The sequence below is a fragment of the Methanothermobacter sp. genome, assembly GCF_030055435.1.
Classification (GTDB): domain Archaea; phylum Methanobacteriota; class Methanobacteria; order Methanobacteriales; family Methanothermobacteraceae; genus Methanothermobacter.
The window spans coordinates 1-19,860 of sequence record NZ_JASFYG010000003.1; the positions used below are offsets into that span (position 1 = coordinate 1).

At 49.3% G+C, this 19,860-nt stretch carries 18 protein-coding genes, 2 tRNA genes and 1 pseudogene; 14 read left to right on the forward strand and 7 right to left on the reverse strand.

Features of this window, described 5'->3' with window-relative positions; genetic code table 11:
* The 11 genes and pseudogenes from QFX30_RS09065 to QFX30_RS03480 all read left to right on the forward strand — a co-directional run.
* Window positions 1-175: pseudogene (locus QFX30_RS09065) on the forward strand (citryl-CoA lyase); the annotation flags it as partial.
* 222 nt (window positions 176-397) lie between these two features.
* The gene (gene ahaH, locus QFX30_RS03435; protein WP_300488275.1) at window positions 398-712 is read left to right on the forward strand and encodes an ATP synthase archaeal subunit H; all 315 of its coding nucleotides are present in this window, start codon (window positions 398-400) and stop codon (window positions 710-712) included.
* 10 nt (window positions 713-722) lie between these two features.
* Window positions 723-2,690 carry a V-type ATP synthase subunit I gene (locus QFX30_RS03440; protein WP_300488277.1) on the forward strand — a complete coding sequence of 656 codons (1,968 nt, stop codon included), beginning with the start codon at window positions 723-725 and terminating at the stop codon, window positions 2,688-2,690.
* Window positions 2,691-2,695: 5 nt separating this feature from the next.
* The gene (locus QFX30_RS03445) at window positions 2,696-3,184 is read left to right on the forward strand and encodes an ATP synthase subunit K (protein WP_013296144.1); all 489 of its coding nucleotides are present in this window, start codon (window positions 2,696-2,698) and stop codon (window positions 3,182-3,184) included.
* 4 nt (window positions 3,185-3,188) lie between these two features.
* Window positions 3,189-3,809 (forward strand): V-type proton ATPase subunit E, encoded by a 621-nt coding sequence (locus QFX30_RS03450; RefSeq protein ID WP_300488280.1) that lies wholly within the window; start codon window positions 3,189-3,191, stop codon window positions 3,807-3,809.
* A 15-nt stretch (window positions 3,810-3,824) separates the two neighbouring features.
* Window positions 3,825-4,982 carry a V-type ATP synthase subunit C gene (locus QFX30_RS03455; protein ID WP_300488282.1) on the forward strand — a complete coding sequence of 386 codons (1,158 nt, stop codon included), beginning with the start codon at window positions 3,825-3,827 and terminating at the stop codon, window positions 4,980-4,982.
* Entirely contained in the window at window positions 4,979-5,299 is a 321-nt protein-coding gene (locus QFX30_RS03460) for a V-type ATP synthase subunit F (RefSeq protein ID WP_300488285.1), read from the forward strand. The genes QFX30_RS03455 and QFX30_RS03460 overlap by 4 nt, the downstream gene beginning before the upstream one ends.
* Window positions 5,296-7,050 (forward strand): ATP synthase subunit A, encoded by a 1,755-nt coding sequence (locus QFX30_RS03465; RefSeq protein ID WP_300488287.1) that lies wholly within the window; start codon window positions 5,296-5,298, stop codon window positions 7,048-7,050. Before QFX30_RS03460 ends, QFX30_RS03465 begins: the two co-directional genes overlap by 4 nt.
* A gap of 2 nt (window positions 7,051-7,052) precedes the next feature.
* Complete coding sequence (locus tag QFX30_RS03470) at window positions 7,053-8,444, forward strand: ATP synthase subunit B (RefSeq protein ID WP_300488315.1); 1,392 nt, start codon at window positions 7,053-7,055, stop codon at window positions 8,442-8,444.
* Between the two features lie 31 nt (window positions 8,445-8,475).
* On the forward strand, window positions 8,476-9,117 hold the full coding sequence (locus QFX30_RS03475; RefSeq protein ID WP_147671651.1) for a V-type ATP synthase subunit D: 642 nt from the start codon (window positions 8,476-8,478) through the stop codon (window positions 9,115-9,117).
* Window positions 9,117-9,500, forward strand: coding sequence for a DUF22 domain-containing protein (locus tag QFX30_RS03480; RefSeq protein ID WP_300488318.1), 384 nt, complete (start codon window positions 9,117-9,119; stop codon window positions 9,498-9,500). Before QFX30_RS03475 ends, QFX30_RS03480 begins: the two co-directional genes overlap by 1 nt.
* Before the next feature lie 28 nt (window positions 9,501-9,528).
* On the opposite strand, the gene QFX30_RS03485 is transcribed toward QFX30_RS03480, so the two are convergent.
* Entirely contained in the window at window positions 9,529-9,951 is a 423-nt protein-coding gene (locus QFX30_RS03485) for a hypothetical protein (protein WP_300488321.1), read from the reverse strand.
* Between the two features lie 12 nt (window positions 9,952-9,963).
* On the reverse strand, window positions 9,964-10,296 hold the full coding sequence (locus QFX30_RS03490; RefSeq protein ID WP_300488324.1) for a hypothetical protein: 333 nt from the start codon (window positions 10,294-10,296) through the stop codon (window positions 9,964-9,966).
* Window positions 10,297-10,358: 62 nt separating this feature from the next.
* Here QFX30_RS03490 and QFX30_RS03495 point away from each other — a divergent pair, with 62 nt between their 5' ends.
* Window positions 10,359-10,766: a DUF61 family protein gene (locus QFX30_RS03495; RefSeq protein WP_300489091.1), complete on the forward strand. Its 408-nt coding sequence runs from the start codon at window positions 10,359-10,361 to the stop codon at window positions 10,764-10,766.
* 14 nt (window positions 10,767-10,780) lie between these two features.
* Window positions 10,781-10,930 carry a hypothetical protein gene (locus QFX30_RS03500; protein WP_170130272.1) on the forward strand — a complete coding sequence of 50 codons (150 nt, stop codon included), beginning with the start codon at window positions 10,781-10,783 and terminating at the stop codon, window positions 10,928-10,930.
* Between the two features lie 98 nt (window positions 10,931-11,028).
* Here the strand turns inward: QFX30_RS03500 and QFX30_RS03505 are convergent, their stop codons facing one another.
* The 5 genes from QFX30_RS03505 to ppcA all read right to left on the reverse strand — a co-directional run bounded on the left by QFX30_RS03505 (window position 11,029) and on the right by ppcA (window position 14,914).
* A complete protein-coding gene (locus QFX30_RS03505) occupies window positions 11,029-12,123 on the reverse strand; it encodes an ATP-grasp domain-containing protein (RefSeq protein ID WP_300488334.1) in 1,095 nt (364 codons plus the stop codon).
* 25 nt (window positions 12,124-12,148) lie between these two features.
* Window positions 12,149-12,220 (reverse strand) — tRNA-Gln (locus QFX30_RS03510).
* Between the two features lie 65 nt (window positions 12,221-12,285).
* Window positions 12,286-12,357 (reverse strand) — tRNA-Gln (locus QFX30_RS03515).
* A 133-nt stretch (window positions 12,358-12,490) separates the two neighbouring features.
* Window positions 12,491-13,315 carry a heliorhodopsin HeR gene (gene heR, locus QFX30_RS03520; protein ID WP_300488337.1) on the reverse strand — a complete coding sequence of 275 codons (825 nt, stop codon included), beginning with the start codon at window positions 13,313-13,315 and terminating at the stop codon, window positions 12,491-12,493.
* Window positions 13,316-13,462: 147 nt separating this feature from the next.
* Window positions 13,463-14,914, reverse strand: coding sequence for a phosphoenolpyruvate carboxylase (gene ppcA / locus QFX30_RS03525; protein ID WP_300488340.1), 1,452 nt, complete (start codon window positions 14,912-14,914; stop codon window positions 13,463-13,465).
* A 242-nt stretch (window positions 14,915-15,156) separates the two neighbouring features.
* On the opposite strand from ppcA, the gene QFX30_RS03530 reads away from it, so the two are divergent.
* Complete coding sequence (locus tag QFX30_RS03530) at window positions 15,157-19,815, forward strand: cobaltochelatase subunit CobN (RefSeq protein ID WP_300488343.1); 4,659 nt, start codon at window positions 15,157-15,159, stop codon at window positions 19,813-19,815.
* The last annotated feature ends 45 nt before the right edge of the window (window positions 19,816-19,860 follow it).

Genomic DNA, 19,860 nt, shown 5'->3' on the forward strand with positions numbered 1-19,860 from the left:
AGGTGCCGGGGTTTTCATGATAGGACGGCTCCCCGGACTCATATCCCACGTATACGAGGAGAAGGTGCGTGAACCAGCCTTCAGAAAATTCTTCGACATCGAAGAAATACACTACGACGGCGAGGAGGAGAAAAACCTCTCTGCCGGCGCAGACTTTGAAACAATGCCTGAGTAGTAGGGGCCTTCAGGCAACATAAAATCATTTTATAGCATATAACAACCTTTATAATACACTTAAATTCATTTAAGTCTCATAATATGATTCATTGAACCAAGGGAGGGATTCAAAAGGCTTTGTTCACCGAATAGGTTTAGTTGAGTATCATAAACTCTGGAATAAAATAGTAAAAGATAAATATACCCCGAAATAGACCTTTGCATTAATAGGGTGATTTGCATGACAACCATATCGGAAGCTATCACTACCATAAAGAAGGCTGAAAATGACGCTGACAGGTTAATTCAGGAGGCCAGAGAAAAATCATCCCAGCTAATCGATGACGCCAGAACCAGGTCCAGTGAACTCCTTGAAAAGGCTGAAAAGGAGGCCAGTGAGAAGGGCGATGAGCTCATAATGGAAGCAGAAGAAAGGGCCAGAAAGGAAGCCATCAGCATTTCAGGGAAGGCAAAGCGTGAAGTGGAGACGATGAAATCAGCGGCAATGGGCAGGGTCCCTGAAGCCGCCAGCATTATCGTGAAAAGTATCTTGTAGCGTGAGTAACATGTTTCTACCGGCAAGGATGCGAAAACTCAAGATAATAACCCTGGACAAGTACTCGGATTCAGTGGTTCGGTCCTTGCATGAGGAGGGAATAACCCAGATCGATGACATCTCCGAGCGCATCCAGCAAGATGCAGAATGGCGCCAGATCCTTAAACCATCGAGGGCAACACCCTACACAGGAAAGGTTTCGTCTCTCCTCATGAAGACAAGCGGTATCCTGGATTTCCTTGGCTCAGTGGCAGCCCAGGAGAAGGGCCTCAAGGATACCCTGAAGGAGTTCATCAACCCCCCTGTCTTTGAGAAAAGAGAGGTTGAGGAACTGGACACAGAATCACTCCTAGAAATGGCTGAGGAACTCCTGGGAAAGGTCGAATCAGAGACCAGGGTTATGGAGGAAAAATTGAATGAGCTTGATTCAGAAAAAGCAAGCCTTGAATCAAGCCTGACAGTTGCAGAGAAACTGAAAGAATTTGATATTGATTTTGCCGATCTCAATGCTTCAAAGTACATAACCGGAATCGCCGGGAGAATACCCTCTGAAAATCTGGATGAAATCCGGGAAAAACTCTCAGAGATCACAGATGAACTGATACTCTTCGATGCAGAGGGGGAAACCAAGGCAGAGCGCATTTTAATAATAATAACCCTCAGGAAACATGGGGACAGTGTGGCCTCACTCCTCAGGCGAATGGAATTTGAGCGGTTCGAGATCAGCGAACTCAGCGGAAGACCATCAGAAGTCATATCCTCCTCAGAGACACGCATTGCGGAAATTGAGAGGGAAAGAAATGAGATCATCTCAAAGCTGAGGGAGATAAACAGTGAATGGGAGGACGAACTCCTTGTCCTCAAGGAACAGCTTGAAATCGAGAAGGAGCGAAACGAGGTTTTCTCACTCTTCGGCGAAACCGAGAAAACAGTGATGCTGGAGGCATGGGTGCCCCTCAAGGAGGCCGATAGGGCCATCGAGGTTGTTGAGGAGTCATCCGAAGGCCACTGCGTCACCGAACTCGAGGAACCAAACCCCGAGGAGGTTCCGGTGCTCCTGGACAACCCCAGATTCGCCAAACCCTACGAGAACTTCGTGGAGATGTACTCACCACTGAAGTACAACGAGATCGACCCGACGATCTTCATGGCCTTCGTGTTCCCGTTCTTCTTTGGGTTCTGTCTCACAGATGCAGGGTACGGTATACTGGATGCACTCATAGGACTCATACTCTACCGGGGCCTTGGTAAGGTCAATGGGTTCATGAGGGACTTCGGTATAATCATGATGTCCTGCGGGGTATGGGCCTTCATCCTCGGGATGGTCACCAATGGATTCATAGGGGACTTCTTCCCACGGTTCCTGAACATTCAGCTGCCAACGGTCATACCGGCCATAGACGCATTTGTGAACCCCCAGAACATACTCATAATGGCACTCACGGTTGGTGTGCTGCACATCAACTTCGGTTTAATCCTGGGGGCAAGGAACAACATAAGGCTCGGGAACATGAGGGAGGCCCTTGGGTCACAGATAGTCTGGCTGATACTTGAACTGGGTATCATCCTCTACATCTTCGGAGGAATGTTCCTGGGGGCGCCAGTGATAATCCTGGCAGCTGCAATGCTGCTCTACTACAATGGCCTCTTTGGCCTCATGGATGTATCAGGGTTCCTGGGTACACTCCTATCATATGCTAGGCTCCTGGCCCTCTGTCTATCAACAGGGGGTATAGCCATGACCGTTAACATCCTCACAGGACTGAGCTATGAGATGATACCGGTCATTGGAGTCGTTCTGGCCCCGATAATATTCGTGTTCGGGCACCTTGCCAACAACGCCTTCCAGAGCCTTGGTGCCTTCATAAACTCACTTCGTCTGCATTATGTGGAATTCTTTGCCCAGTTCTATCTGGGTGGAAAAAACAAATTCAACGCATTTCGCGCTGAAAGAAACTTCACTAAGATAAGGAGGTAAATAGAATGGTTGAAATAGCATTAGGTACCGCTTTAGCAGCAATAGGTGCTGGAGTTGCAGTAGGATTCGCAGGTCTTGGATCAGGATTAGGCCAGGGTATAGCAGCCGCAGGAAGTGTGGGTGCAGTTGCAGAGGACTCCGACATGTTTGCGAGGGGTATCATATTCTCAGCCCTGCCAGAGACACAGGCTATCTATGGTTTCCTGATCGCCATACTTCTCCTGGTGTTCTCAGGACTCCTTGGAGGAGGAAAGGGCCTGGATGTAACAGCCGGACTTGTGGCTGTGGGTGCAGGTGCAGCCATAGGATTCGCAGGTCTCGGTTCAGGTATGGGTCAGGGTATAACATCAGCGTCATCAGTGGGTGCAGTTGTTGAGGACCCTGACATGTTTGCGAGGGGTATTATATTCTCAGCCCTTTCAGAAACACAGGCTATTTACGGGTTCCTGATTGCCATACTCCTCATGGTCTTCGGCGGAATACTAGGAGGCTAATTAGATGAGCTCCGGAGCCGAAAAAATTGTCTCCAGTATAATGTCAGAGGCTCAGGCAAAGGCAGACGCCATCATTCAGGAAGCTGAAAAGGAAGCCGCCGGTATACTAGAGGAAGGTGAAAAAAGGGCCAGAATGGCCAGCGAACGCATCCTGGAATCAGCCAGGAAACAGGCCGATATGAGGTACCAGCAGATAATCTCAGAGGCCAAGATGAACGCAAGGCGTGCAGAGCTGGAGGCAAGGGAAGAGGTAATACAGGAGGCCTTCAGAAAGGCCGAGGAGGAACTTCAAAACCTGGCATCATCGTCCTCAGATGAATACGTCAGCGCCCTGAAGGCAATGATAAAGGAGGCCGCAGTTGAAATAGGTGGGGGAGAACTCACCGTCAGCATGAAGGAGGGTGATGACTCCCTTGACCTTGGCCTTGACAAAATCGCAGCTGAAGTGGAAGCCGAGACAGGTAAAAAAACAACCCTGGAGGTTGGAGACAGTATCAGAACCATTGGAGGAGCAGTGGTAAGGACAAAGGATGGACTGGTTGAGGTTAACAATACAGTAGAGGCCAGGATGTCCCGCTTCAAAAAGGCTCTGCGTTCAGAGGTGGCCAAGGTTCTTTTCCAATAAAAGGGGAGATAACAGATGGCTGACAGCATCACAACAATTGTAACAGCGCTTGGATTCCCTTCAATAGAATCTTTTATAGGCGTACTCCTCCTTGGAGGGGCAATTATAGGTGCTATTGTTGTAATAGCAACTATAAGGCCTATATTAGATTTATTCCCCTTTGCATACCCCAACGCCAGAGTCAGGGCACGTATTGGAAGACTGATAAACGAGAAACAGCTCTCAGAGATCCTTGAGACAGAGTCAATGGAGGAGTTCAAAAACTACCTCAGAGGACTACCCGATTATGCAGGCTACGTTGACCGCTTCCCCATTGAGAAGGCACTTGAAAGTCAGCTTGCAGAGACCTATGAGACAGTATCAAAGATAGCGCCTGCCTCCATAAGGGAGCCATTCAGGGCAAACCTCCGGAAGTGGGATATAAGGAACATAAAGAGCCTCATAACAGCAAAGGACGCAGGTTTAAGTGCTGAGGAGACAGTGAACCTGATAGTACCTGCAGGGGAGATCTATGAGGTCATAGAGGGTCTGGTGGATGCATCAAATGTCCAGGAAGTCGTAACAGGTCTTGAGGGAACAGAGTACGCAGAGGTACTGGAGGATGCTCTCTCCCAGTACCAGGAAACAGGTATGCTGCTCCCAATCGAGGCGGCTCTTGACAGAAAATTCCTGGAGGACCTCATAAGGTCAGTTGGAAGTCCCTCAGATGACAACACCAAAATTCTGCACACCTACTTTGGTACACAGGTGGACGTGGCAAACCTCAAGATGATACTCCGTGCAAAAGCCGATAGCCTCAGCTACGATGATATAAGCCCATACATAGTACCCCACGGCTACCAGCTGAGGGAGTGGAAGCTCAAGGACCTCATGGAGGCAGAGGACGTCAGTGGAGTTATAAGCGGCCTTGAGGGGACAGACTACGGCCAGATCCTGTCAGAGGCACTATCAGAGTACACATCAACAGGTTCAGTGGCGGTCTTCGAGCGCGTCCTTGAGGACAACCTCAACAGGATGGCCAGGAACTTCGCACTCAAGAAGCCCTTCGGGGTGGGACCAATGATAGGATTCCTCAGCAGGAAGGAAGCCGAGGTGCGAAATCTCAAGGTCATAGCCAGAAGCAAAAGGGAGCCCGGGTTTCCTGAATCAATGGTTAAGGAGATGTTGGTATGAGTTCAAATATTGCAGTGGTCGGTGACAGGGACACCGTGACAGGGTTCAGACTTGGAGGCGTCAGGGAAGGTCATGTCGTGGAGACACCTGACGAGGCAGAAAAAACCATAAGGAACCTTATAGGTGAAGGGTTCTCAATAATAATTGTCACTGAAAAGATTGGGGATGAACTGAGGGAATTTATTGAGGAAACCACAAGTTCAAGTGCACTACCAATGATAATAGAGATACCTGATAAAACAGGGCCCTCAGAACGTGAAACAGATCCACTGAGGGACCTTATTAAAAGAGTTATTGGGGTTGAGATGGTAAAATGACACAGGAAGGAAGGATTATAAAAATAGCGGGTCCTGTTATCATCGCCGAGGGGATGAGAGGATCCCAGATGTACGAAATGGTCAAGGTGGGCGAAGACAAGCTTATAGGAGAAATCATTGAACTTGAGGGTGACACAGCAACCATCCAGGTTTACGAGGAAACAGCAGGTATAAAACCTGGAGAGACCGTTGAGAGAACAGGCGGTCCTCTATCAGTGGAACTAGGACCTGGAATACTGGGTTCAATCTTCGATGGGATACAGAGGCCCCTAGAGAATATAAAGGCACTTACCGGAGACTACATCGAAAGGGGAGTGGATGTACCATCACTCCCAAAGGATAAGAAATGGAACTTCAAGCCAGTGGCCCAGGAGGGCCAGATGGTTAAGGGTGGGGACATAATCGGTGAGGTGGAGGAGACATCCTCAATAACCCACAGGATAATGATCCCACCACACGTTGAGGGTAAACTCACAAGGATAGTGCCCCAGGGCGAATACACGGTCCTTGATGATATAGCAGAGGTGGAAACCGATAAGGGTACCGTTAAGGTGCAGATGCTCCAGAAGTGGCCTGTGAGGAAGGGTCGACCATACAAGAAGAAACTTGACCCTGACGTGCCACTCATAACAGGTCAGAGGGCACAGGACACATTCTTCTCAGTCGCCAAGGGTGGTACAGCCGCAATACCAGGGCCATTCGGTTCAGGTAAAACTGTTACCCAGCAGCAGCTTGCAAAATGGGCTGACGCAGACATAATCGTCTATGTTGGATGCGGTGAAAGGGGTAACGAGATGACAGAGGTCCTTAAGGAATTCCCTGAACTGGAGGACCCAAAGACAGGTAACCCCCTCATGGACAGGACTGTTCTAATAGCAAACACTTCAAACATGCCTGTGGCTGCAAGGGAGGCCTGTGTGTACACGGGTATAACCATAGCAGAGTACTTCAGGGACATGGGATACGATGTTGCACTCATGGCTGACTCCACCTCAAGGTGGGCAGAGGCCATGAGGGAGATCTCAGGAAGGCTCGAGGAGATGCCCGGTGAAGAGGGATACCCGGCATATCTGGCATCCAGGCTCGCACAGTTCTATGAGCGTGCCGGAAGGGTTACAACCATCGGCTCAGAGGACAAGGTTGCATCCGTCTCAGTCGTTGGTGCGGTTTCACCACCAGGCGGTGACCTCTCAGAGCCTGTCACACAGAATACACTCAGGATCTGTAAGGTTTTCTGGGCACTTGACGCATCCCTTGCAGACAAGCGTCACTTCCCATCTATTGACTGGCTCCAGAGCTACTCACTCTACGTTGACAGCGTCGAGGAATGGTGGGCCAAAAACGTTGATCCTGAATGGAGGGCCATAAGGGACGAGGCAATGGCGCTACTCCAGAAGGAGGCAGAACTCCAGGAGATCGTCCAGCTCGTTGGACCCGACGCACTTCCAGACAGGGAGAGGATAACCCTTGAGACAACAAGGATGATAAGGGAGGACTTCCTCCAGCAGAACGCTTACCATGAGGTTGACACATACTGCTCACCATCAAAGCAGTTCGAGATGCTCAGGACAATCATAATGTTCCACAAGAATGCAACAGCAGCACTTGAGAGAGGTGCGCCAGCAGCGGACATCATAGCCCTCCCGGTCAAGGAGGACATAGGGCGTATGAAGTACATACCCGAAGATGAATTCCCGGCAAGAATCAAGGAGATCCAGGAGAGGATCGTCAAGGAATGTGGTGAGGTGTGAAGATGAACGTTAACATCAAAACCCGAGAATACACCACAGTCACGGAGGTTTCAGGGCCTCTGATGATCGTTGAGGGTGTTGAAGGGGTTGCTTACAGTGAGATAGTGGAGATTGAAACACCCACAGGTGAGAAGAGAAGGGGACAGGTCCTTGAGGTAAAGGAGGACCTGGCGGTCGTCCAGGTCTTTGAGGGTACAAGTGACCTTAACACAGAGACCACAAAGATAAGGTTCACAGGTGAAACAGCCAAGATCGGCGTATCCCTTGACATGATGGGTCGTATATTCGACGGTACAGGGAAGCCAATAGACGGCGGCCCTGAAATCATCCCTGAGAAGGAACTGGACATCAACGGTAGCCCAATGAACCCCGCTGCAAGGGAGTTCCCTGCGGAGTTCATACAGACAGGTATATCCACAATCGACGGGATGAACACTCTTGTGAGGGGTCAGAAACTCCCTATATTCTCAGGTTCAGGGCTTCCACACAACGAACTGGCCGCACAGATCGCAAGGCAGGCAAAGGTGCTTGCAGAGGAGAGCGAATTTGCAGTTATCTTCGCTGCCATGGGTATCACCCACGAAGAGGCAAACTACTTCATGAGGGACTTCGAGAGGACAGGCGCCCTTGAAAGGGTTACAGTGTTCATGAACCTGGCAGACGACCCTGCCATTGAGCGTATCATCACCCCGAGGATGGCGCTGACAACAGCAGAGTACTTCGCCTTTGAACACGACATGCACGTGCTTGTTATCCTCACCGACCTTACAAATTACTGTGAGGCCCTCAGGGAGATATCAGCTGCAAGGGAGGAGGTCCCAGGTCGAAGGGGTTACCCGGGTTACATGTACACCGACCTTGCAAGCCTCTATGAGAGGGCAGGCCGTATAGTTGGCAAGGAGGGGTCAATCACCCAGATGCCAATACTTGTGATGCCACAGGACGACATAACCCACCCGATACCTGACCTCACAGGTTACATTACAGAGGGCCAGATAGTGCTTAGCCGTGACCTCCACCGTAAGGGTATATATCCACCGGTGGATGTGCTGCCATCACTGTCAAGGCTCATGAGTGGTGGTATCGGTGAGGGAAGGACACGTGAGGACCACAGTGGTCTCTCTGATCAGCTCTACAGTGCCTACGCCGAGGGTCGTGATTTAAGGGACCTCATGGCTGTTGTGGGTGAGGAAGCCCTCACAGAGAGGGACAGGAAGTTCCTCAAATTCGCCGATGAATTTGAGAAACGCTTCATCACCCAGGCACGTGATGAGGACCGCTCCATAGAGGAGACCCTCAACCTTGGCTGGGAGCTCCTGTCACTCCTGCCAAGATCCGAACTCAAGAGGGTCCGCGAGGAGCACATACCCAAGTACCTCCCGGGTGCAGAGTAACACCCAACATATTTTTCAGGAGAGGTAGCAGATGGCACAGGAAATGATTGAGGGGATCAACCCAACGAGGATGGAGCTCCTGAAACTCAAGCAGCGGGAGAAACTCGCTGTTAAGGGTTACAGTCTCCTCAAGGAGAAGAGGAACGCCCTTATCATGGAGTTCTTCAACATCCTTGAGAGGGTTAAGGGTTCCCGTGAAAAGGTGGAGGAGCACCTCAGGGAGGCTTTCATGGACCTCACAGAGGCCCAGGTACTCATGGGTGATGCCGCGGTTGAGAGGGCCGCAATGTCAGTGAGGGAGTCAGTGGAGGTTGACATAGACTCAAGGAGTATAATGGGTGTCGTCGTCCCTGTCGTGGATGCCCGTGCAACCAGGAGGACGGTGGTTGAGCGTGGCTATGGCCTTGTGGACACATCAGTTAAACTTGACGAGGCAGCCAGGAAATTCGAGGAGTCCCTGGCACTCATAATAGAACTCGGTGAGATCGAGAAGACCATAAGGCTCCTTGCCGGTGAGATAGAATCAACCAAGCGAAGGGTCAACGCCCTTGAGCACATCATAATCCCGAGACTCAAGAACACAGTCAAGTACATTGAGATGAGGCTCGAGGAGATGGAGAGGGAGAACTTCGTCAGGTTGAAGATGATCAAAAAATCCATGGAGATGGAGTGATGGTTAGGATACTTACAAGGCTCGGCCAGGTCCGTGAGGCCGAGGAGAGGTATAAGAGGGAGCTTGTTGACTTCAGGATGGGGGATGTCTACGGCAACCTCAGGGCCATCATTGCAGATGAGGATGTTGAGGTTAGGGCCGGCGAGGCAAAACCTGTGAAGATAAAGGAGATCAGCATACCCGCAAACCACATAGTCTTCATGTGTGCCTACGCCACAAACCCTCTGGGTCATCCGATAGCGGCCGGGGAGGAGACACCCCTACCAATAAGCATGGATCGTAAGGCTGACCATGCGACTTTTGTGGCTGCAGTGGATGGTAAAATAAGTAGAAACGACCTTCTGGGAGTCCTCATAATCCTCCCTGTCGAATTAACCCACTAAATCTTTTTTTAATTTAAAAATGAGTTTTTTATCCAAAAAACGATTTTATTGTGTCATAGAGTTCGATCATAAGGTCCTCGGTGTACTCAAGGAGTTCCTCGGTGTACTCAAGGAGTTCCCTGTAGGTCTCAATAAGGGCATCACGGTTTCTCTGCAGCTGTTTCATTGCCTTTGCCTGCGCAGCCGCAGGGTTACCTGTTATTATCCTTTTAAACATGGATGAGTTCTCCTTAAGGTCCTCAATCTCAGTTCTTATCTCCGCCATCCGATCTAGATAGTAGCGCTCAGCCCCCCTTATATCCCTCTTTATTTGCTCTTGAATTTCGAGTAACTGTTCTCTCCTCTCACTGAGTTCCATTAGGGATTTACGGGTTGATGCTATGGTTGATGTGTCGATTTCACTGAAATCTGCAAGTTCCATCAGGATGCTGTGGTAATCGTCGGGATCCATCACCCACCACCATCAGTTAAACTGGATCCTTACCTCTATCAGGCCGTCACTGACACGGGTCTCGGTTTCAATCTCCTCGTTCTCCTTTTCAATTTCACGTATACGGTAGAATATGTTGGTGAGGGCGCCTGTCCTGAATACACCTGTCCTGTTATCTGGCTTGGAAGATATGAGGAGGATTGAAACACCATCATCTGTTATCTTAACGTTGTAGTTAACCCCATTTATGTATATGCCGTCGGAGAGCCTCAGGAGAAGTTTTATGTACTTTATGGGGAGTCCGCTGCTACTTATTATCTCCTTTATCTTATCATTTTCCCTGCACTGCTCTATATCAATATCCAAGGTCCACCCTCCCTTCAGTTAAGATATTAATCTTTTATAGAATATAAAACATAGGCTATATGATGAGAGGTGACAGCTCAGAGAGGCTCATAAAGAAGGAGATCTTCAACCTCAACAGGCACCTTCCATCCAGGAGAAAGACCCTGGAGGAGCTCCTGGGGGAGGATAAACCCCACGTCCTGGGTTCTGATGGTACGAGGCACAGGTTCAAATGGGCTGAACTCGAGGAGCTCAGGGACATGCTGACTCCCCAGGAGGCACGGCGTTTGAGGTTACCAATCTACATTGAGATAGAATCAGACACATCGGGTGCAAGGATATCCGGTGAGGTTGAGGTTAAGGTGGTGAGTGAGGTTCTTGGCAGGGACGAGGAGGGGGATGAGATCTACATTTACAGGCCTGAGATTAGGGTGCTGAGGGCAAGGTTTCCAACGGCAACCCAGTACATATTCCTTGTGAGGGAACTTTAGTGGAGGCTGATGATATGAGTAAGGATCCGCTTAAGGAGTACCTTAAGGACCCGGATAGAAGGGCGAAACTCTTCCTTTTAATGACGGGCGGTATGATTCTGAGCACAGTGCTCATCACCATAGGCACAATAATACTGATACTCCTGCTTCTGGGCATAATATAACCATGTTCCAGTTTTTTGCCCCTGAATGAACCTTATTTCTGGTTCATGGTATGGGTTTCAGTTTTTGGCCATTGATCACTTCAGAACTTTTCTGGTGTCTAGAGGGGTTTCAGTTTTTTTCTGACCATGTAACACCTACTGGATGCAGCTGAAAGCGCCCGTTCAGGGTTTTCATCTGCAGCCAGCACAGTTACAAGGGGCTCGCCCTCCTCAATTATTGCACCGGGGAATGGGAGGTCATAGACCCCAGGGATTTTTATCTCACCCACCATGCACCTTGAGGGGGCGTAGAGTATCCTCTTAACAGCATACATGAGAGGTTCCGGTTTTTCAATGAGCTCACCCATGCAGGCCATCACATGGGCCTCGGTCATGTTTATACCAAGAGATGCCTCGGCACATTCAAAGGTCCCCTGGATGCGGGGGTTCACCTCCACAACATACACTTCAGAGCCCTGCATGATGAAGTCGACACCATTGGAGCCCCTGAGTGAGAGGTCGAGTATGAGGTCCTCTGCCATCTCCTCAATCACACCTTGAGGCCCCGGTGTCATGTTACCGGCGTAGATGAACTGGCCCTCAAATCCTGGGATGTTTCTTTTGATAATCTGCCTGCTTGTGAGTACCGTTATTGCATCAGAACCCGTTGATAGCACAGAGGCACTCACGGGCACGCCCTCAATGTACTCCTGCAGCAGGAACTCGCCGCTGGCCTCCTGGAAATCCATCACACCGAAGCCCCCGGCACCCCTCACGGGCTTTATGAGGTACCTCTTCTCTCCACTGGATACAATCTCCAGTGCTTCATGGGGGTCGGTGATGAGATGAGTCTCGGGTGTGGGGTATGAATTCTTTATCCTCTGGTAGAGGCGGTACTTGTCTTCCACGTGGTCTGCCCTTGGGTTACCCAGCACCTTATCTTCTGGAAGTCCAGGGGCCCCTGTGAGGGGTATTATACCATCAACCTTTTCCATGAAATCCGATGCTGCTTCGAGGAGTTTCTCTGTACTGAAGTTCTCCTGGAACCTTCCGCAGCTTTCACCTTTTTGCTGCTGGAGTATGCACCTTCTCTCTGTATATCCACGAAAGTCCAGGGTGCAGTAGTAGGATGCAGAGTAGACGCTGTATCCAGCCCTGAAGGCTGATTCAGCGACAGGCCTTGTGTTGACGCCTATTATGAGGATTTGTTCCATTCTAAACACAGAATCAGTTGGTTGATAGTCCCGAGCGGAGTCGAACCGCTGTCGCCGGGTCCAAAGCCCAGCAGGATTACCACTACCCCACGGGACTATGACAGTTAATAGGTGGTGAGGTTCATCATAAATAGGTTTCGATAAAGGGGGGTTTGGGGGGAATAGTCCCGAGCGGAGTCGAACCGCTATCGATGGATCCAGAGTCCATCAGGATTGCCATTACCCCACGGGACTGTATTGAAAAACAGTTCATATCGGCAGAATATGTGTTAAGTGGAAGCTATATAAATAGTTTGCGGTTTCAGTCGGAATAAAATTGGAATGGTGGGAAGACAGGGTGGATACTTTTAATCTGGCTGAGCCAAGGTTAAAATGGTGAGAAGACCCCTATGAATACCAGCCAGGCCAGTATGGTCTTGGCAACGAGGCTCAGTATGATGTACACCCGCTCACCATAGAGGTAGTCCTTCCACTTACCGACACCCTTATACTGGAGCAGCATGTTGATGGAGAAGGTGTTGAACATCACGAAGTAGAGGAGTAGTGCGAGGTACACGAAGTCAGGTGGCTGGGTCTCTGATGAACTAAGGGCCGCCACAAAGTATGCCGCAATGACTATCCAGGGTGTGAAACCAGCAATACAGCCGAGGAGGTAGGGTGACCAGTCGATCTTCTCGGTGTACTGGTTGATCTTCTCCATGAGGTAACCGAACATTATCATTGAGGCGTTCAGCACAAAGATCATCACAAGTGACCAGAGGTCCCAAACACCCACAAAGGTGGCCAGTATGACGATCATTATTGAACTGGAGAATGCATACTCGTACCAGCGGTAGGGGTTCATCCCCCTCCTGAGGTTTTCAACGTAACTCTCATTCCTCAGGAAGGCTATGGTGAAGTGTGCTACCGCAGAGATAAGCAGGAACGATGCGAGTATCACACCAAGGTAGCTAACCGTGAAGGCCACCTCAGGGTTCGGGAGCACCTGGAATGACGGTGGATTCAGTGATATCACCTTGAACTTCAGGTAGAACGTGTATATGTCCCTGTCCCAGGTCAGAAGGTATCCCAGTGCAACCATCAGGAGGCCCTGCAGGAGGTGCAGGGTCCCGGCTGCAATGTTCAGTTTACGGAGTCCCTCAAAACTTATAGGGGACTTTTCAATCATTTTAAGTCTTTCAACATTATCCATAAAACAACCCCAGATTTATTATGTTTCTTAAATTATTTTAATATTTTGTAGTCTGGGGGTTGAAAAAAGGGAAGTTACTCCAGAACTTATTTTAGTGTCTTGTTTAGTATCATCCTTGTAATTGGAGGAGCTGAAAAAAGAGGGGGGTTATCCCAGGAACCTCCTCTGGCTTGCAGCCTCAAGTATGAGTTCCTGGAGGTTGGCAGTTCTGTTAACCCTGAGGGCCCTTATGATTTCATCGGTGACCCTGCGGTGGTCCTCATCATATTCAGGTTCAATGTACTCCTCAACCGCCGATTTAACCTCAGGGCTAAGGAATGGTGAGTCAGGGTTGGCGTACCTCAAGGCATCTCCAAGGTCACGCCTGAGGCCAGGGTAGACATCCTCTATGAATTCAAGTTCCTCAGAGGACAGTGCATTGAAGCCCAGAAGCTCAGGGGGAACACCAAGGGAGTAAAGGGCGGCGGTGAATGTTATTGCCCTTGGAAGTGAAACGTTACCCATACTCCTGGCATATCCAAAGAGTCCGATGTGGAGCTTCCTCTTCCTCCTTCCGGGCACGTACCTTGCAACCCTGTTTATGATATCCACTAGGTCCATGACCTGCCTCCGGTACTCCCTGCAGTAGGCTGAGATTATCTCAAGGGCACGGTCGGTATCAATATCAGATGCCCTGCCTGGTTTTGCTGACCTCAGCTCCCTTATCCCCTTCATAACCTCTGAGGGTTCATGGTCGTACTTGAAGGAGGACTGGACAGTGAATGTGTATGCCCCGCTGTATTCCCCTGTAACGTCCCTCACATTATCTGGCCTGAGGTTTCCCCTGAACGGGGCTGAACCCATACCTATGATGGGGTAGAGTTTAACCCCACTCTCCTCCTCAAGGGCCCTGAAGTCTCTGAGGGCTATCCTGTTGAGTATGGTGGCTGAGACCATACCGTAGTTCATTGCCGGGTCGGATCTTGCAAGGAAGACCCTCTGCCCTGTGAGGTCCTTACCATCGAGGTACTCGCCTGTTATACGGGCTGCGTTGAGCATCCCCTCATAGTCCTCGAAGAGGGGTATAACATTGATCTCATCGGGCCTGAACTCCCCGATCCACTCCTTGACGGTTACACCATCTGCGAGCTGCAGCCTCTCCTTTCCCTTGACAAAGTCCCGGTAGTAGCTGTGGATCCTGTTGAGGCAGCTGCTGGAGGAGGTCATTGGCAGTATGACCTCGAATACAGGGTGTGTGTCCATTCCATAGAAGAGGCTTGCGGTGTCATAGGATCTTGGTATGCTCTCAAGGGTCTCCAGGAGTATCTTGGCCTCGGCCCTCTCCACAGTGGGGTTGGGGACCCTGAGGGTTAACCTGAGGTCCTCCCCCAGCACATGGTCCTGGAAGAAGGCCTGGTACTTTGTAAGGAGCTTCTTCACGACGTAGTTGTCAACCTCCTTGCCCTCACAGTCCCACATCTGTTCATCACAGCCGAGGTGTGAGAAGACATAGTAGGCCTCCCTGATTTCATCTTCACCACCGAGTTCAGGTTCTGCTGCAAAGAACGGCGGGTTCACGTTGTCTGGATGCTGTGTACTCATGCATCTTGGAACCTTCATGTTTAACACTCCAGGAGTGATATTAGGTGGGAGGACTATAAAAACATCATTATATGCTATCAGGAATTATAGTATTATTAAATTGTATTTTATTCCATTATTTTTATTACTTTATTTCAAGTGTATAAGATTTAAGTGGTTGTTCTACCAAAGTTGTCCTGTAATTAAAATGATAGGAGGTGAATGTAATTAGAAAACAGGGAATAATAGCAGCATTTCTACTGATTTCAGTAATTTTAACATTGATTGGAGGTGTTTCAGCAAGCAGCAACTCCTCAAACACCACAGGAGATCAGATAAATTTCCTTGTAATAGGAACAGACAGGACAACCAGTCAGATGGTAAAGGTGATGCATAACATCTCGGCCGATTACCCCCACATAAAGTTTAAGGCGAGATCTGTGAGCCAGGCAGGCAACAATATCACAGAGATCCCTGAACTCATTGATTGGGCTGACATCATATACCTGGATAACATTGAGGGCGGTCCAGTTTCAGATCGTATCCTGGAGTTACACGCCGAGGGGAGAATGAACAACAAGACAGTGGTTGTCATGGGAATGCCAACATGGTATGTTCCTCTCATCAGGATAACAAATATTGGCGGCACCCGTTTTGTATCACAGAGTGGAGAACCCCTTACTGATGTGCAGATGCAGCTGATGTACCAGCAGCTCAGGGGTTACACTGCAAATTCCTCCCTGATAGATGAGGTGAAACTCCAGTACCCTGCAGCGGCAAATTACATTGAGGCATACAGGTACCTTTCAAGGGATCTTTTAATGTACTTCCTTGCCCTCAGCTACCCCGATGGGGGCTTCACCTACAGACCACCAGTATCAACCAAACCTTATGTTATATACAGAAACGGAACCGAATACCAGAACTTTGCCAGCTACTCGTCATTTGTTAAGCCAGGAAGACCCACCGTTGGAATAATCGCCTACAGACATGTGACCCTTGGAAGGGGTGATAGCAACATTCTGGACGCACTTGTGACTGAACTTGAAAGCAGAGGCATAAACACTATACCCGTGGTTGCAGAGGGTAACCCCGCAAACGGCCTCAACGTTATAAGGGCAATCAATGAATACTTCATTGATCGAACAGCAAACACCTCAAGGGTCGATGCCATAATCAACCTGGCATGGCTCATCGGTGGAAGTATGGGCCAGGCAAATGGAACTAGCTTCCTCTCAAGTTTTGGGGTACCTGTGTTTTCACCCCTACAGGTCTGGTCAAGCGGTTACCTCACCACTGATTACTGGCAGATCTCACAGCAGGGCTTGGACTACAGTTTTGGATCTGAGATGGCAATTGAGGAGACCCAGGGCCACATTGAACAGATACTCATTGCAACAATGAAAACATCAGTGGATCCGGTAACCGGACTTGAGATGGTCGTCGCCGATGTCATACCAGAGAGGCTCATAAGAATATGTGAGAGGATTTCAAACTGGCTGAAACTTCGATACATGAATAACACTGAAAAAATCGTTGCAATTGTCTACTACAACTATCCACCGGGCAGGGAAAACCTTGCAGGGGGCAACTCTCTAAACGGCCCTGAATCAATAATCAGCATTCTCAGGCTACTTAAGGAAAACGGTTACACGCTGGAGGTACCATCAAACGTTGAGGAACTCATAGCCACAATGCTGGGGCGGGGAAGAAACCTTGAACTTGCAGGTGAACTTGAGAATGCATCAGCAGGGATGGTTCTCTGGGATGTATCTGAATTCATGGAATGGTTCATGGAACTACCGGAGATAACCAGGAAGGAGATGGAGGAGGGACCCCTTGGCTACATTGAGGTACTTGCATCCAGGATATATACCATTCCACTCAGCAAGAGAACTATTGAACTCAACAAGCTAATTACACATACACTTACAGAATGGAAGAAGGGCATTGAATCAGCTATAAGGGAGATGGGTAACTACCGGAACCTAACGCAGAGGGAAAGGGCACTTGAACTCCTTGAAAGGGCCTACAGTGCACTTCAGGGGATAGTTAACTGTGAGGACAGATGGGCAGAGTTTCGCAGAGCAAAGTCAGAATTCCTTGAAATGAAGATACCAGGGCTCTGTGGCTGGGGAAAGCCGCCCGGCGATTTAATGGTGATTGAAAGAGGCGGAAAAAAGTACTTCGTGCTACCGATAATAAGCTTCGGTAAAGTTTACATTGGACCACAGCCAATGAGAGGCTATGAGGATGCTTCAATGCTCTACCACAGCCAGGTTATACCGCCAACATATCAGTACCTTGCATTTTACGCCTACCTGCAGACAAGGATCAATGCAAGCGCAATAATTCACCTTGGGCAGCATGGAACATATGAGTGGCTTCCCAGAAAGGACATAGCACTTTCAGGTTCAGATTATCCTGACATCTGCATTGGCAATGTACCCGCCATATACATTTACAACATGGATGGAGTCGGCGAGGCCATACATGCAAAAAGGCGTGGACTTTCAGTGGTCATAGGGCACCTGACACAGCCATTCACAGGATATACACTGACAGAGGAGATGAGCCAGCTCAAGAACCTCATTGGCCAGTACATGCTGACCTCAAATGAGGGAAGACCTGCTGTCTTTACCGAGATAAGGAGGATTGCAGAGAACCTTAACCTTCTTTCCTTGATCGATGAGGAGAATATGGATGAATCAGTTGACGCACTTGACGAATACCTGAAGGGACTTGAGAATACGGTGACACCACTTGGACTCCATTCATTTGGTGTTGACTGGACCACTGAGAGGGTCATGGCACTTGCAACCACCATACTCACAAGAAACCGAGTGATACCCGTAAATGGAACAGTGTATTTAACACCAAAGGAAGCCCTGTCAGGTTTACCCTGGTCACTTGATTCGATAATCCTCCAGATAATAGCAGGGACATCACTGCAGGAGATAATCGTCAGCCTACAGGTGGCTACAGGTAGAAACCTTACATCCACGGAGCTCAAGGCACTGAACCTCACAGACACCTATGTGCGGAATATAATCATCAGCCCAATGATGGAAAGAAGATCACTCATAGATGCCCTTAACGGCCGTTACATTGCAGCAGCAACAGGGGATGATCCAGTAAGGAATCCAGCATCACTTCCAACGGGAAGAAACCTGTATGGCCTCGACCAGCAGAAGATACCCTACAATACGGCATGGATAAGGGGTCGAGCACTTGCAGAGGATGCCCTCAGAAGCTTCAATACAACTCCTGAGCAGCTTGGCGTGATACTGTGGGCTACCGAGACACAGAGGGATCAGGGCGCCACAGTCTCATTTATAATGAGGCTCCTTGGTGTTGAACCCGTTTATGGGGGAACAGGAGGCTCAAATGTCATCGGAGTCAGAGCCACGCCACTTTCACAGCTCAACAGACCAAGGGTTGACGTTGTTGTGACAATAACAGGCGTGTTCAGGGAGACATTCCCTCAGGTCGCAGTTCTCCTGGACCGTGGATTCAGGGTTGCACTTGCAGCATCATACAACACCATCATACAGTCACTTAACAGTGAAAGCCCATCTATGAGGTCAAAGATAATTAATGCCCTTGATTCGGCTGTTAAGACGATAAAGGAAGCGGGAATGTTCACCCCAGGAAACGATTCACTTGAGATGAACAGCATAGCAAGGCACTGGTTATCTGATGTAAGGTATCTCCTTGGAATGGGAATCAATGAGACAGAAGCAGGAAAAGCAGCTATACAGAGGGTTTTCGGACCCCCTGGTGGTGAATGGGGTTCAAAGACCGTCCGTGAAGGCGTACACATGACTGATACATGGGAGGACAGAGGAGAACTTGCAAGGGGCTACATAAATGATATGGGCTTTGCGTATGCAGAGGATAGCTGGGAATCTGTGGGAACAGCGATATTCACAAGGCGACTCGCAGCGGTCACTGCGGCATACCATTCAAGGTCCACCAATGTCCATGGAATACTTGACCTTGACCACAACTTTGAATTCCTCGGTGGCATGAGGCTGGCCGTGGAATACCTCAGTGGTAGCGTACCAGGCATGTTCATCCTGAACCAGAGGGACCCAGCATCAGCAAAAGTCGAGACAGCATCACAGTTCATAATGAGGGATCTTCACACCAAGTTCTTCAACAGGGAATGGATAGAGGCCATGATGAAGGAAGGTTATGCCGGTGCAAGGTCAATTTCCAGTGACTTCTTCTCAAACATGTGGGGATGGCAGGTTGTTGCACCAGAGGTTATCAATGACAGAATGTGGAACGATGCTCTTGACATATACCTGAAGGACAGGTACAGGATCGGGGTTAGCAGGTGGCTTTCAGAGGGCAGCAACGCATACTCCATGATCGCAGTTTCAGAGACGTTCCTCAAGGCAGCCTATAGGGGATTCTGGTCAGCAAGTGAAGGGGACATCCGGTTCGTTGCAAATACATGGGCAAGACTTGTCAAGGCAAATGGTGTTACAGGCGGACACATTGATATAAACATGGTGCAATGGGCACTTCAGTACGTTGATCCTGACCTTATTGAGGCTGTGAGGAACAGACTTTACGCTGCAACAAAAAGCTCAGCATTTTCCCCCTCATCTGATGGATCCACCCCGGATGTACCATCCACCCCAGGAACATCAGGCGGTGCAACATCAGGTCCAGGTACATCAGGAAGTTCACCTGGAAGGGCAAGATCCACTTCGGCCAATGGTGGAGCCAGGGACTCAGTTTCAGCAGAATCACAATCATCAGAGGTCGGTGAAGCGAAAGGACCATCAAATGCAAAGGCCTATGAGGTTAAGAAACATCAATCAATCAGTGAAGAAAAAAGTGAGATACCTGTATATGCGGTGGTTGGAGTAATTGCCCTCCTGTGCCTCATTGGACTCGGATATTACCTCGGTCCTAGGGGCACATAAACCCCATTTCTTTTTTAGTAATCTATAAGGATTCTGATTCTTCAC